Source organism: Terrihabitans aquatilis (assembly GCF_052542005.1).
In genome coordinates this window covers 238,225-254,108 of record NZ_JBOCUO010000001.1, presented here as the reverse complement: position 1 = coordinate 254,108, position 15,884 = coordinate 238,225, and the positions used below count along the sequence as shown (strand labels likewise).

Genomic DNA, 15,884 nt, shown 5'->3' with positions numbered 1-15,884 from the left:
CCACTGACGGCATCGAGGCCGCCAGAAGGAAAATCAGCGCGGCAGGGATAAACCGCCGCGCCCGGGCAATCACTCGATGATGCTTGCGACGACGCCTGCGCCGACGGTACGGCCGCCTTCACGGATGGCGAAGCGCAGCTTCTCCTCCATGGCGATCGGCGAGATCAAGGTCACCTCGACCGTGATGTTGTCGCCCGGCATCACCATCTCGGTGCCCTCGGGAAGCGTCACCACGCCCGTCACGTCCGTCGTGCGGAAATAGAACTGCGGACGGTAATTGCCGAAGAACGGCGTGTGGCGGCCACCCTCTTCCTTCGTCAGGATGTAGGCCTCGGCCTTGAACTTCGTGTGCGGCTTCACAGAACCCGGCTTGCACAGCACCTGGCCGCGCTCCACGTCCTCACGCTTCGTGCCGCGCAGAAGCGCGCCGATGTTGTCGCCCGCCTGGCCCTGGTCGAGCAGCTTGCGGAACATCTCCACGCCCGTCACCGTCGTCTTCGTCGTCGGACGAATGCCGACGATCTCGACTTCCTCGCCGACCTTCACGATGCCGCGCTCGACACGACCCGTCACAACCGTGCCACGGCCCGAGATCGAGAACACGTCCTCGACCGGCATCAGGAACGGCTGGTCAACCGGACGCTCCGGCTGCGGAATGTAGGCATCCACCTCGGCCATCAGCTTCAGGACCGCCTCACGGCCGATCTCTGCGTTCGAATCCTCGAGCGCCGCAAGCGCCGAGCCGCGAACCACCGGAATGTCGTCGCCCGGGAAATCGTACTTCGACAGAAGCTCGCGAACCTCCAGCTCAACCAGATCCAGAAGCTCCGGATCGTCGACCTGGTCCACCTTGTTCAGGAACACCACCAGAGCCGGAACACCAACCTGGCGCGCCAGAAGGATGTGCTCGCGCGTCTGCGGCATCGGGCCGTCAGCCGCCGAAACAACCAGGATCGCGCCGTCCATCTGCGCCGCACCCGTGATCATGTTCTTCACATAATCGGCGTGGCCAGGGCAGTCGACGTGCGCATAATGGCGGTTCGTCGTCTCGTACTCGACATGCGACGTCGAAATCGTGATGCCGCGAGCCTTCTCCTCAGGAGCCTTGTCAATCTGGTCATACGCCGTAAACGTCGCACCACCCGACTCCGCAAGCGCCTTCGTGATCGCAGCCGTCAATGACGTCTTGCCATGGTCAACGTGACCAATCGTTCCAATGTTGCAGTGCGGCTTCGACCGCGAAAACTTCTCTTTGGCCATGGCGAACCAGGTTCCTTGAGCTCAAGTGATGAGGATTTCTTGGCGGCGGTTCGATAAGGGGTTTCGCGCGCCACTGCAAGCGCAGAGCGTCATGCGGGCCTTGCGAGTGGAGCGGGTGAAGGGAATCGAACCCTCGTATTCAGCTTGGAAGGCTGCTGCTCTACCATTGAGCTACACCCGCTTGCTCGCACAGGCGGCCTGGTGGGGGAGGCAGGACTCGAACCTGCGAAGGCATAGCCAGCGGATTTACAGTCCGCCCCCTTTGCCGCTCGGGACACTCCCCCGCGATTCCAGCCTGAAAAGGCGATGTGACTCGCAGACGCGGGAAACACAAGGTCCGAAAACCCCATGTCCAGCGGCGGTTCTTATCGTGACGTCGCGCCGCGCTGTCAACAACGAACCTGCATTTGTGTTCGTTGCCAACAGGTGCAGGGCGTGACAAGAACCGACCATGAGCCGTCCTCCCCGCCCGTTCAATCCGAAATTCGCGCCACATCAGCGGCCGCGCCGTCCTGCCGAATCGGATGACGACCTCGTGATTCTGTATGGGTTCCACTCGGTCTTCGAGGCGCTCAACAATCCGAAGCGGCGGGTGCGGCGGCTGCTCGCGACCGAAAACGCGATGAAGCGCCTGCAAGAGGAACAGGCACCTCTGGCGATCGCGCCGGAGATCGTGCGCCCGGGAGAGATCGATCGCCTGGTGACCCCGGACGCGGTTCATCAGGGTCTCTATCTCGAAGCAGATCCCCTGCCCGTTCCGCGCATCAGGACGCTGCCGGACAACGGCCTCGTGCTCGTGCTCGATCAGGTCACAGACCCCCACAATGTCGGCGCCATACTGCGCACGGCCGCGGCCTTCGCCGTGGACGCCATCATGACGACCAATCGCCATTCGCCGGCCGCAACCGGCGTCCTGGCAAAATCGGCATCGGGAGGGCTTGAACACGTTCCCTTCATCACCGTGACCAATCTGGCGCGGGGGCTCGATGAACTGGCAGAGCGCGGCTATCTGCGCGTGGGCCTTGATTCGGAAGCGACGGAAAATCTCGACGACGTCGCGCTCCCCCGGCCGTTGGCGCTCGTCCTCGGCGCGGAGGGCAAGGGATTGCGCCAGAAGACACGGGAATATTGCGACGTGCTCGCGCGCATGGATATGCCCGGTGCGATCAAGAGCCTGAATGTCTCGAACGCCGCTGCCATCGCTTTGCATGCAGCGCATCGGGCGGCCCGCGCTTAAGGGGACGGAGCCCGCTTCAGGGGATCGGCAGGTGTGCCATAGCTCGGTGCACCGCGGCTTCCGGCTCTCGGCACCTGCGGCGCCTCCAGATCGCGGATGCGGGCCTTCGGCTGCTTTCGAGGAATTCCTCGCCTGATCTCGGAAGGACGATGAATGCGGGTGGATCGCTGCGCATCCAGTGACCAGCGCTTGTCTGCCTGGGCGTGAGCGGGCGGAGGTCCGGTCCACAATGTGGCTGCCGCACCGAGCGCTCCAAGGAACCATGCAAGTTTGCCCATACAACCTATATGGGTGCAGCCACAGGCTTTTTCAGGCGCAAAAACACGGTGCACTGTTACAAAAAGTTGTGTCCCAGCGACGAAAAGCCACGCTAAGCTTTTCCCAGCCGGCAAATGAAGGGCGACACACGCCCTCGAGCCGTCGGAGGGAAACGCACAATGACATATGCGGAAGAGCTGGCTCCTCAGCGGGCACCCAGACGTGACATGACGCGTGAAGAGAAGAAGGTGATCTTCGCCTCCTCCCTCGGCACCGTGTTCGAATGGTATGATTTCTACCTCTATGGATCACTCTCCGTGATCATAGCCCGTCAGTTCTTTTCGGGCGTCAACGAAACAGCGGCCTTCATCTTCGCGCTGCTGGCCTTTGCCGCAGGTTTCGCTGTCCGTCCCTTCGGGGCTATCGTGTTCGGCCGGCTCGGCGACATGGTGGGCCGCAAGCACACCTTCCTCATCACAATTCTGATTATGGGCGTGTCCACCTTCCTGGTGGGTGTCCTTCCCAATTATGCGACCTGGGGCGTTCTGGCGCCCGTCATCCTCATTGTGCTGCGGCTCTTGCAGGGCCTCGCGCTGGGTGGAGAATATGGCGGCGCCGCAACCTACGTGGCCGAGCACGCGCCGCATGGCCGGCGTGGGTTCTACACGTCCTTCATTCAGACGACGGCGACGGGCGGCCTTTTCCTGTCCCTGCTCGTCATCCTCGGCACCCGCACCTATCTCGGCGAGGAAGCGTTCGCAGCCTGGGGCTGGCGCATCCCGTTCCTGATCTCGATCGTGCTCCTGGGCATCTCGGTCTGGATCCGGCTCACGCTGAACGAAAGCCCCACCTTCCAGCGCATGAAGGAAGAAGGCTCGACGTCCAAGCAGCCGCTCAAGGATGCGTTCGGCACGTGGAAGAACGCCAAGATTCCGCTGATCGCCCTTCTCGGCGGCACCGCGGGTCAGGGCGTCGTCTGGTATTGCGGCCAGTTCTACGCGCTGTTCTTCCTGACCCAGACATTGAAGGTGGATGGCGCCGCCGCGAACATCTACATCGCTATCGCACTGCTGCTCGGCACTCCGTTCTTCATCGTCTTCGGGTGGCTGTCGGACAAAGTGGGCCGCAAGCCCATCATTCTGGGCGGCTGCCTGCTCGCCGCCCTCACCTATTTTCCTATTTTCCAGGCCATCACCCATTTCGCGAATCCGGCACTTGAGGCTGCGCAGGCCTCCGCACCGGTGAGTGTCACGGCCGATCCGAACGAGTGCTCATTCCAGTTCAACCCGGTGGGCACAGCCAAGTTCACGTCTTCCTGCGACATTGCGAAGGCTTCGCTCGCGGCACGCTCGGTCAATTATGAGAACATCGACGCGCCGGCGGGAACAGTCGCCCAGGTAAAGGTCGGCGATACCGTTATCCCGTCGGTGCAGGGAATGGGCCTCTCCCCGGCGGAATTGAAGCCCCAGCAGGACGCCTTCAACGCGGCCGTGACCAAGGCCATCACCGACCACGGCTACCCCGCAAAGGCAGACCCCGCCGCCATCAACAAGCCGATGGTAATTTTCCTGCTGTTCCTGCTCGTACTCTACGTCACGATGGTCTACGGCCCGATTGCGGCGTGGCTGGTGGAGATGTTCCCCACCCGTATCCGCTATACGGGCATGTCGCTGCCCTACCACATCGGCAATGGCTGGTTCGGCGGCTTTCTTCCGCCCACGGCCTTCGCCATCGTGGCGGCCACCGGAAACATCTATTCCGGCCTTTGGTATCCGATCATCATTGCCCTCGGCACGTTGGTCATCGGCGTGCTGCTTGCACCCGAGACCAAGGATCGCGACCTCGAAAACTGGCACTGAGCACCGCAGGCAAAGAGAAGGCCCCGCTTCGGCGGGGCCTTTTTCATTTCTGCAAACGCCGTCGCCGGGCGTCTCAGGCCGCAGCCGGCAATTGCTGCGGACGCGCCCCGACCCGGCTGTCCCGGGCAATCTCGCGCGCGGCTTCGGCAGCCATGCGGTTCAGCAGCGAGTAGGCGCTGCTCGCGGACGGCGCCTCCGCGAGCGAACGCTCGGCCACGGCTCGGCGGTCTTGTGCGCTGGCGGCGTCGCGTCCGGTCTCTCCCCAGCCAAGAAGCGCCTGCTGGAAAATGGTCAGCGAAGATCGTGGCAGGCCGGCGTCGCGATGCAGCGCCCGGAAGCCGGCGCCCATCGGATCGTCCATCATCCGGCGCACACGGTCCGCATCCTGTCCCGTCAGCTCGCTCAACGCGGCTCCGACGAAGGCAAGGTTGCCGCCGGCCACCGCTTCGAGCATGAGCGCTGCGGTGAGGTGTCCGCACGCCCGCAGGTGAGCAAGCAGATCGGCCACCTCCTCGCCGGCGATCTCCGACATGTGAAGCGCGGCCCGATCGCAATTGTCACGCGACATGCGCCGCGCGCGATCATGGGTCATGCCGAATTGATCGACCGCGAGAACACCAAAGCGCTCCGCCAGCGCCATGACGAGAAGGTGCCGTTCCGTCAGTGACAGGTCGTCGCGTTCCAGCAAGGCCGCACGCAAAGAATCGTCGGCGGCATGCCGCTGCGCCAGAAACGCAAACGCGCCCCCGCTCAACCGACTCTCCGGATTGCGGGCGAGAATCGTGCAGACGTCAACCGAGCCATGTTCGGCGATCAGGCGCGCCAGCCCTTCCGAAATCCGCGTTCGGGCCGCGATCGCCGATCTCTCCTGTTCGCCACGTGTGGTGAATATCTCCGCAAGATCTGCGTCCTGCAGCACTGGCGAGAGGACGAGAACCGGAAGGGCAACTTCGCTCACGTCGTGCGCCAGCACGAAGACGAGGTTTCGTGGCGCCTGCTCCGACCGGGCAAACACTTCCGCGATGCTACGCCGCACGTCGGGCGATGAATCGTCCATCAGAAGCGTCAGCGCGCATTCTGCGGCCTGATACGCGGTATCGCTGAGGTCGGAGTAGAGAAAGGCCCGCGCCAGGGCGCCGGCGGCTTCGGCACGCTCGGACGCATGGGCGCTCGGAAGCCAGGCCAGGAAGCGATCCACGATATCGGGCCGTTCCGTGTGATCCGCGCTCGTGCAGACCGATGAATGGGTCATGATGGAGCCCTCCGGGAGCGTACTCAACTCCCGAAAGACTGGCCCTACATGGTAAACCGTTCGTTAATGGCCTTCCCGACCCGGCACCCGATTCAGCGTGAACAAGCTCGCCACCTCGGCATAATCGGAGGCATAGCCGCAGCGGGCGATCGGGTGCGCGGCGGCGGTGTCGAACATACCGTCTTTGAGAAAGGCCGAGCCGATATGCACGCCAACAACCTGTCCGACGACGAGAAAATTATCGACCGCGCGGCCTTCCAGATCGTGCAGCGGCGTAATGCTCAGCAGGCGACATTCCAACGCCGCCGGGCTCGCGGCTACGCGAGGCGCGCGGACCACACGTGACGGCGCAGCCTCAAGGCCGGCCTGCGTCATCTCGTCGACGCCCTCCGGCCAGTCCGCACCTGTGATGTTCATCTTCTCGGCCAGTTCGCGCGTGGCGAGGTTGAAGACGAACTCGCTCGTGGCATCGATATTCGCGACGCTGTGCTTCCAACCTTGACTGGAAAAACCCAATATCGGCGGCGCGGTGCAGAAAGCGTTGAAGAAGCTGTAGGGCGCGAGATTGGGGCGACCCTGCGCGTCGATCGTCGAAATCCAGCCGATCGGGCGCGGCGCGACAATGGCCTTGAAGGGATCGTATCGAAGGCGATGCCCTTCGCGCGGTTCGTAGAAATGGGTGTCGCTCACGCGCCCGTCCAAAGGGTCACGATCTCGTCCAGCGGCGGGCGGGGCCGATCTCCGGGATCACCGTCACGGGTGCCGATGTGGATGAAGCCCGCGACCTTCTCGCCCTCCTTCAGACCGAGAATCTCGGCCGCGGCCGGATCATAGGCAGCCTTTCCGGTCAGCCAGCTGGCGGCGAAGCCCTGGGCATGCGCGGCGACGATCATGTTCATGCAAACCGCGCCGGCGGACAAAACCTGCTCCCATTCCGGGATCTTCACATGCGGTGCGGCGCAGCTGATGATGGCAACGCTCAACGGCACGTTCCATCTTTTCCGATCTTGCTCGATGCGCTGGGGATCGGCATTCGGCTGCGCGGCGGCGCTGCCCGCGAGGCGGTCGGCGAATGCAGCTCGATGTTCACCCGCAATCACGATGAAGCGCCACGGAGCAAGCTTGCCGTGGTCCGGCACCCGGCTGGCGATCGAAAGGATCGTGCGGAGCTGTTCCTCCGAGGGACCGGGCTCACTCAGCATCGGCGGGGGCACGGAACGGCGGCGCAGCAGAAGATCGGTCGCGTCTGTCATGTCAGCTCTCCTCGGGCCGGGCTGTCTTCGCAAAAGAGCCCGGCGACGGCAAGCGGGGTCGGCCCTGCCTTGCAAATGCCCCGCTTTCATGGAACCCACACGAACATGGTGGTCCGCCCTTCACGCTTCGTCCGCAACAGGCTGTGTCTTGCTCTGGCCCTGGTCGGGCTGGCAGGGCCAGCTGCAGCCCAGATCAATGCGCCAGCGCTCGCAGATCCGAACAGCGCGCTTCAACTCCCTCCGGATCTGCAATTGCCGGACGGGACGCCCGGCGCCGCACAGCGCCGCCTGCCGATACTGGCGCCGGTCTCGCCGTCTTCCATGACCAAGACCGCGCTCGGCCTCAATGCCCTCTTCGCGGAAGGTGCCGAGGCGATCGAATCGGGGCTCAAATGGCGAATTTTTTCAGACCAGCCCGACGTAAACGGCAACCACGCGCTGGTGCTGGAGACCGATGACGCCCGCCCTCTCGTGACCCTCGACCCCGGCGGTTATATTTATCACGTCTCCTATGGGCTCGTCGGCGTCACGCGTCATGTGGTTCTCGGCTCCGTGGCGCAGACCGAGAACATTGCCCTCAACGCGGGCGCCCTCAGCTTCAGCGGCACGGTGGCCGGACAGCCGATCCCGCCCGAACTCCTGCGATTCGAGATCCACAAGAGCGGCGATCCGATGGAAACGCCGATCGGCGAGGTGCGCGCCGGAGAGATCGTGCGGTTGCCCGCCGGCTCCTATCAGGTCACCTCGACCTATGGCGACGCCAACGCCCGCATCAACTCCGAAATCCGGGTAGAGGCCGGCAAGCTGACGGAAGCAGCCGTGCTTCACAAAGCAGGCCACATCCATCTGAGCCTCAAGAGCGGCGACAACCAGGAAATCACTGACGCATCCTGGAGCATCCTCACTCCGGGCGGCGACGTCGTCTCGGAGACCCTGACCAATCTCAAGGACATCGTCCTCGCCGAAGGGGAATACGTGGCGGTGGCCCGCTATGAGGGCAAGATCATCCAGAAGCCATTCGAGGTGGCGGCGGGTCAGAGCGAACAAATCGATCTGACCCAGAATTGACGCTTAGCCGCGGACGAGATCCGGCGGCGATGCTTCGTCCCGCATCTGCGCGACGAAATCTTCCAGCGAGGATGGCGTCTGATTGGGCGAACCGAACCGGCGGATCGACAGAGTGCGCTCGGCCGCCTCCTTCTTGCCCACCACCGCAAGCACCGGCACTTTGGCCAGCGAATGCTCACGTACCTTGTAGGTGATCTTTTCGTTGCGGAGATCGGAATCGGCGCGAACACCCGCCGCTCGCAGCACCTCCGCCACCTCGCGCGCGTAATCGTCGGCGTCCTGGGTGATGGTTGCGACCACCACCTGCTGCGGGGCCAGCCACATGGGAAATGCGCCGGCGTGCTGCTCGATGAGGATGCCCGTAAATCGCTCCAGCGACCCGAGCATGGCGCGATGAAGCATCACGGGCTCCACCTTTTCGCCCGACGGCGCGATGTAGAACGCACCGAATCGGCCCGGAAGGTTGAAATCCACCTGTAGCGTGCCGCATTGCCAATCACGGCCGATGGCATCGCGCAGCACATATTCCAGCTTGGGCCCATAAAAGGCGCCCTCGCCTTCATTGACCGTGTACGGCCGTCCCGACGCGTCCAACGCCGCGACCAGGGCCTGTTCCGCGCGGTCCCACACTTCATCGGAGCCAATCCGCTTTTCGGGGCGGGTGGACAGCTTTATCCGCACCTCTTCGAAGCCGAAATCCTTATAGATCGACAGGATCAGGTCGTTGACCTTCAGGCTCTCGGCCATGATCTGGTCGGCCGTGCAGAAGATATGCGCATCGTCTTGCGTGAACGAGCGCACCCGCAAAAGACCATGCAGAGCACCTGACGGCTCATAGCGATGCACTTTTCCAAATTCCGCAATCTTCACAGGTAGATCGCGGTAGGATTTCAAGCCGTTCTTGAAGATGCAGACATGGCCCGGGCAGTTCATCGGCTTCAGAGAGAAGACGCGTTCGTCCTCCGTCTTGGTCGTGAACATGTTCTCCCGGTAAGTCTGCCAATGGCCCGAGGTCTCCCACAGACTGCGGTCCATCATGTCCGGCGAATTCACTTCTTCATAGCCGGCAGCGTCGTTGCGGCGCCGCACATAGGCGATCAGGGCCTGGAACAACGTCCAGCCCTTCTTGTGCCAGAACACCGAGCCCGGCGCCTCCTCCTGGAAGTGGAAGAGGTCCATCTCGCGACCCAATTTGCGATGGTCGCGACGTTCGGCCTCTTCGAGCTGGTGGAGATAAGCGTCGAGTTCCTCCTGCTTGGCGAAGGCCGTGCCGTAGATGCGCTGCAATTGCGGGCGGTTGCTGTCGCCACGCCAATAAGCGCCCGCCACCTTCATGAGCTTGAAGGCCGTGCCAACTTTGCCCGTCGACGTCATGTGCGGGCCGCGGCACAGATCGAGCCATTCGCCCTGCCGGTAGATCTTCAGATCCTGCCCTTCGGGAATCGCGTCGACGAGCTCGACCTTGAACTCTTCACCAGCCGCCCTGAAAAAGTCCTTCGCCTGCTCGCGCGTCCAGATCTCCTTGGTGAACGGCTGGTCGCGCTGGATGATCTCGCGCATGCGCTTCTCGATGGCGGCCAAATCCTCCGTGGAGAAGGGTTCGTCGCGGTGAAAATCGTAGTAGAAGCCGCTCTCGATCACCGGGCCGATGGTGACCTGCGTTCCCGGGAAAAGCCCCTGCACTGCCTCAGCCAGGACGTGGGCCGCATCGTGCCGGATCAATTCCAGCGCGCGCGGATCATCTCGCCCGATCAGCTCGATCTTTGCATCAGTCTCGATCACGTCGGACAGATCGTGGACGGTGCTGTCCAACGCCATCGCCACGGTGCGCTTCGCAAGCGAGGGCGAAATGGCCTTGGCCACGTCGAGGCCTGTGGAGCCTGCGGGGTATTCACGCGCGGCGCCATCGGGAAAGGTCAGGATAGGCATAAGAAAATCCTCGTCGCTCAGCCCTGCGAACCAAGCAGGTAAGCGTGATCAGGAAATGCGGTCGCACTGCACTCGTGTGTCGAGCCGTGTCGTCATGTGCCGCCCGGTCCAGCGGCCATAGCGCCACGGCATATACCAGCGCGTCCTGGTGGGCAATTCTTGCGGCACGGGATCGAAGCCTGCTGGTCCCAGTGGATGGCAGCGGCACAAACGCGCCGTCAGCATCCATCCGCCGGCCCACCCGCCATGACGCTCGATGGCCTCAACGGCATAGGCCGAGCATGTGGGCTGGTATCGGCAGCGCGGCCCCAGCATGGGCGAGATCGCCATGCGGTAGAGCCAGATGGGCGCCAGAAGAACGCGTTTCATGATCGATAGATGTGAATATCGGTAGCCGGGCGCAATGCGGGTCAGGCCTCCCTGGGCCCCATCATCCAGGCGGTCAGTGTGAGGCTCGCGGCAAGGCTCGCGCTGACCCACAAGGCATCGAGCCCCCACGTCTGGAACGACCACGCCCCGGCCAGAGCGCCGCCCGCGAGGCCAAGCCATAGAACGAGATACGGCACCCAGGCGAAAAGCGGCCCTCCCAGCAGAGCACCGGCCAGCCGCTGCCCCATCTTAACCAGCGTGCCGGTCATGTATGTCAGGCCGATCGAGACCTCTCCGTCGCGTTGAAACACTGTGTTCTCCACGCCCATGGCGAGGGCGACCGCAGCCGTGCCCGGCACGGCAAGATCGATCCTGTGGAGCCATGCTGCAACGATCAGAAGCAGCGTTTGCAGACACAGCACCACCGGCCGCCGCCAATGCCCTGCAAAATGCCCGGAAAATGAGCCGAGAATCACCCCGGAGACGAACATCGCAATGATACCGCCGGCGATGCGCGCCTCGTGCCAGTTCGAATCTTCAACAGCCACCGCGAGACGCGTGGAATTGCCGCTCATGAACGAAACGAAGAAACCGCCCAGATGCAGAAAGCCGATCGCGTCCACGAAGCCGGCCAGAGACGACAGAAAGACGGCAAGAACGATCGACGGACGATCATAGCGGACCATGGACAGCGACTCCCCCAACACCGATATTGGGACGCGGCTGATGCCCTTGTCGAGAAGGCCGTATTGCCTTCTGAAAGCGGATCAAAGGGCAAAAAACGGGCGGCAGAAATCTTAGAAGGGACCGAGTGACGGCTGACAGGAGTTGAAACTCAGGCCAAATATTTCAGCTAAGCTACTGAAATAATGGCGGGAGTGACGGGGCTCGAACCCGCGACCTCCGGCGTGACAGGCCGGCGCTCTAACCAACTGAGCTACACCCCCAGGAGGGCGCCGAACCGGGCCGCTCAAGGTGGGCGTCAACTACGACACCCCCTTACCCAAGTCAACGGCATCGCGACGTTCTCATGACTTTTCTGCGCTGTTTTTTCCGAGGCTTTCTTCGTGCTGAAGCGGTTGCCCAGCATTCGGCGTCTGCACAGGGCCAGCCAAGCGATTGGGTAAAAGGCCTACCCTGCCCTTGCGGGCCGAATGTAACGAAGCCTTAATTAGACCATAGTCGAACGGCTTTTCGCGGTTAATCGCGCCCCATGCGTTGGGCGTCCACCTCCCGAGCTTCAAACCATGCCTGGCTTCAAGCGCCTCCTCGGCGCGTATCAGTACGACATCAAGGCGGACATCAAGAAGGCCGACACCCAGATGGCACTTCTGTGCGGCCTCGACCCGCAACAAGCACGCGCCGGCCTGCCCAAATCGGCGTTCGCAAACATACCCATCCATCGCGATGACTACGATCGCGTGACCACACGCCTATCGGCGGCGATCGAAACCGGCGGATTGTTCCTGGAATGCTTCCGTGTGCGGGATCAGCACGATCAAGAGCGGATCGCGCTGGGCTCTGCGTGGAGCTATATCAATGACGAGGGTCGCGAAATTCTCAGTGGGGTCATTCTGGATCTTACCGAAGAAACGGCGATTTCGACATCCGATCCCACGCCGCTGGAGCTACTCACAGATATTTGCCTCGCGGCGCGTCATCTTTCCAAAGCAACGAACAATGGTGTCGTCACTCATCTTCTCGATATGACATTGTTGGAGCTTGGCGGGAATATCAGTCAGGCTCTCCAGAAGCCTCGGCATCTGTCCCACTAGCGTTCTGCGCTTTGTCGAGATCGATGATCCGTTCCGCTTCTGCAAGAGCCTGCGTCAGTAGCGACAACACCTTTGGCGATCCGTATTTCTCGGCCGCCGGGAGAGCCTGATCGCGCAGCATATCGCGAATATGCTTGCTCGCGGCCACTTGCTTGGCCGTGGGCTTATCGTTGTTCGTCATGTGATGAAACCCGCAGCCTTTATCTTATTGAAGCTCTCAATCGCCGGTAACGTTTTTCGTTCCGCCTCTAACAAGTTGCATCCAAAACATCGGCAAATTCACGGCCGGGTATCTTGATCGCCCATCATTTTCCGATGGCCCGCGACGGATGAGTATTGCCAAATCTTTTCGGAACTGAGGACTGATAACCAGACAAACCACCGGGAACGGTGGTGGGCGATGACGGGATCGAACCGCCGACATCCTGCGTGTAAAGCAGGCGCTCTACCAGCTGAGCTAATCGCCCTCTTGCATCCGCGATCACGGCTGATGCGTGCTCTCTTTAGCCGCTCTGCAGCCGGAAGATCAACGCCTGCGGCGGAAGATCTTTCGTTTCGCAGGCAAACTGATTGTCAATTCGGCCGGTTGATGGCGTCCTTCAAAACTTGCCCGGCACGAAACTTCGGCGTTTTCGATTCCGGGATCTTGATGGCCTGACCCGTCCGCAGATTGCGACCCACGCCGGCGGCCCGTTTTACCACCTGAAAAGTGCCGAACCCGACCAGACGGACATCTTCGCCGCCCTTCAGAGTGTCGACAATCGAATCGATCGCTGCTTCGACGGCCTTGGTCGCGTCTTGCCGGCTCAGGCCGGATTTTTCGGCCACGGCCGCGATCAGCTCCGACTTGTTCATTTAAAGCCCCTCCGCATCATCGTGCGCCCTGCATAGCCCCACCCAGGACGGAACGGGCAAACTTCCGCGAAACCTCCTGAAACGCAAGGAATTCCGGGCATGCGAATCGGTAGGTGGCGCGGGTGTGGCGGCGGTAGCACAGAACATACGAAAACGGCCCGCTAATGCGGGCCGTTTCCTGATACGTGTTCGGCAATCAATGCGCGGTGACGACAGCCGGATCGTCGGGAAGCGGGCTCGGCATGGGCTCGGCCTCCTCCTCCCACTCGATCGGCTCTGGCTGACGCAGGAGAGCGTGCTGCAGAACCTCGTTGAGATGACGCACCGGAATGATTTCCAGACCGCTCTTCACGTTGTCCGGAATGTCGACCAGATCCTTGGCATTGTCCTCCGGTATCATCACGGTCTTGATGCCGCCGCGCAGCGCAGCCAGCAGCTTTTCCTTGAGACCACCGATCGGCAGCACCCTTCCCCGCAACGTGATCTCGCCCGTCATGGCGATATCCCGACGCACCGGAATGCCGGTCATCACCGACACGATGGCAGTTGCCATCGCAACGCCAGCGGAGGGACCGTCCTTCGGAGTGGCGCCTTCCGGCACGTGAACGTGGATGTCCCGCTTCTCGAAGACCGGGGGCTTGATGCCGAAATCGACTGCCCGCGAGCGGACATACGATGCCGCCGCCGAGATCGATTCCTTCATCACGTCCTTGAGGTTGCCGGTGACGGTCATGCGACCGCGGCCCGGCATCATCACGCCTTCGATGGTGAGCAGCTCTCCGCCGACTTCCGTCCATGCAAGACCCGTCACCACGCCGACCTGATCCTCCATCTCCGCCTCGCCGTACCGATATTTCGGCACGCCAAGATAGGTTTCGAGGTTCTCTTCCGTCACATGGACGCTGGTCGCCTTCTTGGAAACGATTTCCTTCACCGCCTTGCGGACCATGGTCGCAACCTCCCGCTCGAGGCTGCGCACGCCAGCCTCACGGGTGTAACGACGCACCACTGTGAGCAGCGCGGCGTCATCGATCGACCATTCCTCCGGCTTCAGGCCATGCTTCTTGACCAGTTCCGGAATGAGGTGGCGACGCGCAATCTCAGCCTTCTCGTCCTCGGTGTAGCCGGCGATCCGGATGATCTCCATACGGTCCATCAGCGGGCCGGGGATGTTCAGCGTGTTCGCCGTCGTGATGAACATCACGTTCGAAAGGTCATAATCGACCTCCAGATAATGATCGGCAAACGAGCTGTTCTGCTCCGGATCCAGCACTTCGAGAAGCGCCGAAGCCGGATCGCCCCGGTAATCCATGCCCATCTTGTCGATCTCGTCGAGCAAGAAGAGAGGATTGGATTTTTTCGCCTTCTTCATCGACTGGATGACCTTGCCAGGCATCGAACCGATATAGGTGCGGCGATGCCCACGGATCTCCGCCTCGTCACGCACGCCGCCGAGCGACATGCGGACATATTCACGCCCGGTGGCCTTGGCGATCGACTTCGCAAGCGAGGTCTTGCCCACGCCCGGAGGGCCGACAAGGCACAGGATCGGACCAGCGAGCTTGTTCGAGCGGCTCTGCACGGCAAGATATTCGACGATACGCTCCTTGACCTTGTCGAGGCCGAAGTGATCGCTGTCGAGAACCTGCTCGGCGAAGGAGAGATCCTTACGGACCTTCGACTTGTCGCCCCATGGAATGGTCAGCAGCCAGTCGAGATAATTGCGCACGACCGTCGCTTCCGCCGACATCGGGCTCATTTGCTTGAGCTTGCGAATCTCGGCGTTGGCCTTTTCCCGCGCTTCCTTCGAGAGCTTCGTGTTCTTGATCTTCTCCTCGAGCTCGGCGGTGTCGTCACGACCTTCGTCGCCGTCGCCAAGCTCCTTCTGGATCGCCTTCATCTGCTCGTTGAGGTAATATTCGCGCTGCGTCTTCTCCATCTGCCGCTTCACGCGGGTCCGGATGCGCTTCTCCACTTGCAGAACCGAGATTTCGCTTTCCATCAGGCCGAGCACACGCTCCAGCCGCTCGACGACGTTGAGCAGTTCGAGCACGCCCTGCTTCTCGGGGATCTTCACCGAGAGGTGGGAGGCAATGGAATCGGCAAGCTTGGAGGCATCCTCGATCTGCGTCACCGCTGTGACGATTTCGGACGCGATCTTCTTGTTGAGCTTCACATAGCTCTCGAACTCGCTGACCACGGAGCGAGCCAACGCGGTGGGTTCAACGCCCTCCCCGTTGATGTCGCCCAGGGTCTCGGCTTCAGCCTCGTAAAAATCCTCGCGGCCGCTGTATTTCACAGCCTGCGCACGACCCGTTCCTTCCACCAGCACCTTCACGGTGCCGTCGGGCAGCTTCAGTAGCTGAAGCACATTGGCCAACGTTCCGATCTTGTAGATCACGTCGGGCGCGGGATCGTCATCGGTCGGGTTCAGCTGCGTGGCAAGCAGGATCGGCTTGTCGTCCCGCATCACGGCTTCGAGTGCGCGGATGGACTTCTCACGTCCCACAAACAGCGGAACGATCATGTGCGGGAACACCACGATGTCGCGCAGCGGCAGCACGGGGTAGGTGTCACGTTCCCCCGGGATGGGCGGGCGGACCTTCGTACCAGTCATGGCAAGTTTCCTTTCGCAGCGTCGGCACACGGGCCCGACGCCGATAGCCTCCGGCGATCTCGGCCGTGCGTGGAACGCCGCATGATTTCGCTTTTGGCAGGGTACCGCCGCGTGAAGTGCCGGCGGTAGGGGTCGTTAAGAAGCAAATGGAG

General features: G+C 62.0%; 14 protein-coding genes and 4 tRNA genes. 4 read left to right on the top strand and 14 right to left on the bottom strand.

The window, feature by feature from the left end:
• Positions 1-69: 69 nt before the first annotated feature.
• The 3 genes from tuf to ACQ6S1_RS01290 form a co-directional block, all read right to left on the bottom strand.
• Positions 70-1,260, bottom strand: a complete 1,191-nt coding sequence (tuf, locus tag ACQ6S1_RS01300) for an elongation factor Tu (protein WP_445039360.1) — start codon at positions 1,258-1,260, stop codon at positions 70-72.
• Positions 1,261-1,367: 107 nt separating this feature from the next.
• A tRNA-Gly gene (locus ACQ6S1_RS01295) sits at positions 1,368-1,441 on the bottom strand.
• An 18-nt stretch (positions 1,442-1,459) separates the two neighbouring features.
• A tRNA-Tyr gene (locus ACQ6S1_RS01290) sits at positions 1,460-1,544 on the bottom strand.
• Positions 1,545-1,711: 167 nt separating this feature from the next.
• Between ACQ6S1_RS01290 and rlmB the strand changes: the two genes are divergently transcribed.
• Together rlmB and ACQ6S1_RS01280 are read left to right on the top strand one after the other, a co-directional pair.
• A complete protein-coding gene (gene rlmB / locus ACQ6S1_RS01285; protein WP_445039359.1) occupies positions 1,712-2,497 on the top strand; it encodes a 23S rRNA (guanosine(2251)-2'-O)-methyltransferase RlmB in 786 nt (261 codons plus the stop codon).
• Positions 2,498-2,982: 485 nt separating this feature from the next.
• The gene (locus tag ACQ6S1_RS01280) at positions 2,983-4,614 is read left to right on the top strand and encodes an MFS transporter (RefSeq protein ID WP_445040229.1); all 1,632 of its coding nucleotides are present in this window, start codon (positions 2,983-2,985) and stop codon (positions 4,612-4,614) included.
• A 73-nt stretch (positions 4,615-4,687) separates the two neighbouring features.
• On the opposite strand, the gene ACQ6S1_RS01275 is transcribed toward ACQ6S1_RS01280, so the two are convergent.
• The 3 genes from ACQ6S1_RS01275 to ACQ6S1_RS01265 all read right to left on the bottom strand — a co-directional run bounded on the left by ACQ6S1_RS01275 (position 4,688) and on the right by ACQ6S1_RS01265 (position 7,119).
• Complete coding sequence (locus ACQ6S1_RS01275; RefSeq protein WP_445039358.1) at positions 4,688-5,866, bottom strand: DUF2336 domain-containing protein; 1,179 nt, start codon at positions 5,864-5,866, stop codon at positions 4,688-4,690.
• A 63-nt stretch (positions 5,867-5,929) separates the two neighbouring features.
• Positions 5,930-6,556, bottom strand: coding sequence for a flavin reductase family protein (locus ACQ6S1_RS01270; protein ID WP_445039357.1), 627 nt, complete (start codon positions 6,554-6,556; stop codon positions 5,930-5,932).
• Positions 6,553-7,119, bottom strand: coding sequence for a nitroreductase family protein (locus ACQ6S1_RS01265; RefSeq protein ID WP_445039356.1), 567 nt, complete (start codon positions 7,117-7,119; stop codon positions 6,553-6,555). The genes ACQ6S1_RS01270 and ACQ6S1_RS01265 overlap by 4 nt, the downstream gene beginning before the upstream one ends.
• Positions 7,120-7,224: 105 nt before the next feature.
• On the opposite strand from ACQ6S1_RS01265, the gene ACQ6S1_RS01260 reads away from it, so the two are divergent.
• Positions 7,225-8,187: an RgsD C-terminal domain-containing protein gene (locus tag ACQ6S1_RS01260; protein WP_445039355.1), complete on the top strand. Its 963-nt coding sequence runs from the start codon at positions 7,225-7,227 to the stop codon at positions 8,185-8,187.
• Between the two features lie 3 nt (positions 8,188-8,190).
• Here the strand turns inward: ACQ6S1_RS01260 and thrS are convergent, their stop codons facing one another.
• From thrS to ACQ6S1_RS01240, 4 genes are all read right to left on the bottom strand, one after another.
• A complete protein-coding gene (thrS, locus tag ACQ6S1_RS01255) occupies positions 8,191-10,116 on the bottom strand; it encodes a threonine--tRNA ligase (protein ID WP_445039354.1) in 1,926 nt (641 codons plus the stop codon).
• 48 nt (positions 10,117-10,164) lie between these two features.
• Positions 10,165-10,485 carry a membrane protein insertion efficiency factor YidD gene (yidD, locus tag ACQ6S1_RS01250; protein ID WP_445039353.1) on the bottom strand — a complete coding sequence of 107 codons (321 nt, stop codon included), beginning with the start codon at positions 10,483-10,485 and terminating at the stop codon, positions 10,165-10,167.
• A gap of 41 nt (positions 10,486-10,526) precedes the next feature.
• Positions 10,527-11,171, bottom strand: coding sequence for a YoaK family protein (locus tag ACQ6S1_RS01245; protein ID WP_445039352.1), 645 nt, complete (start codon positions 11,169-11,171; stop codon positions 10,527-10,529).
• 184 nt (positions 11,172-11,355) lie between these two features.
• A tRNA-Asp gene (locus ACQ6S1_RS01240) sits at positions 11,356-11,432 on the bottom strand.
• A 300-nt stretch (positions 11,433-11,732) separates the two neighbouring features.
• Here ACQ6S1_RS01240 and ACQ6S1_RS01235 point away from each other — a divergent pair.
• Positions 11,733-12,260, top strand: coding sequence for a hypothetical protein (locus ACQ6S1_RS01235; protein ID WP_445039351.1), 528 nt, complete (start codon positions 11,733-11,735; stop codon positions 12,258-12,260).
• Here ACQ6S1_RS01235 and ACQ6S1_RS01230 read toward each other — a convergent pair.
• From ACQ6S1_RS01230 to lon, 4 genes are all read right to left on the bottom strand, one after another.
• Positions 12,220-12,441: a hypothetical protein gene (locus ACQ6S1_RS01230; protein ID WP_445039350.1), complete on the bottom strand. Its 222-nt coding sequence runs from the start codon at positions 12,439-12,441 to the stop codon at positions 12,220-12,222. The genes ACQ6S1_RS01235 and ACQ6S1_RS01230 overlap by 41 nt on opposite strands.
• A 210-nt stretch (positions 12,442-12,651) precedes the next feature.
• Positions 12,652-12,727, bottom strand: a tRNA-Val gene (locus ACQ6S1_RS01225).
• A 106-nt stretch (positions 12,728-12,833) separates the two neighbouring features.
• Complete coding sequence (locus ACQ6S1_RS01220; protein ID WP_445039349.1) at positions 12,834-13,115, bottom strand: HU family DNA-binding protein; 282 nt, start codon at positions 13,113-13,115, stop codon at positions 12,834-12,836.
• A gap of 196 nt (positions 13,116-13,311) precedes the next feature.
• Positions 13,312-15,732: an endopeptidase La gene (gene lon, locus ACQ6S1_RS01215; RefSeq protein WP_445039348.1), complete on the bottom strand. Its 2,421-nt coding sequence runs from the start codon at positions 15,730-15,732 to the stop codon at positions 13,312-13,314.
• Between the last annotated feature and the right edge of the window lie 152 nt (positions 15,733-15,884).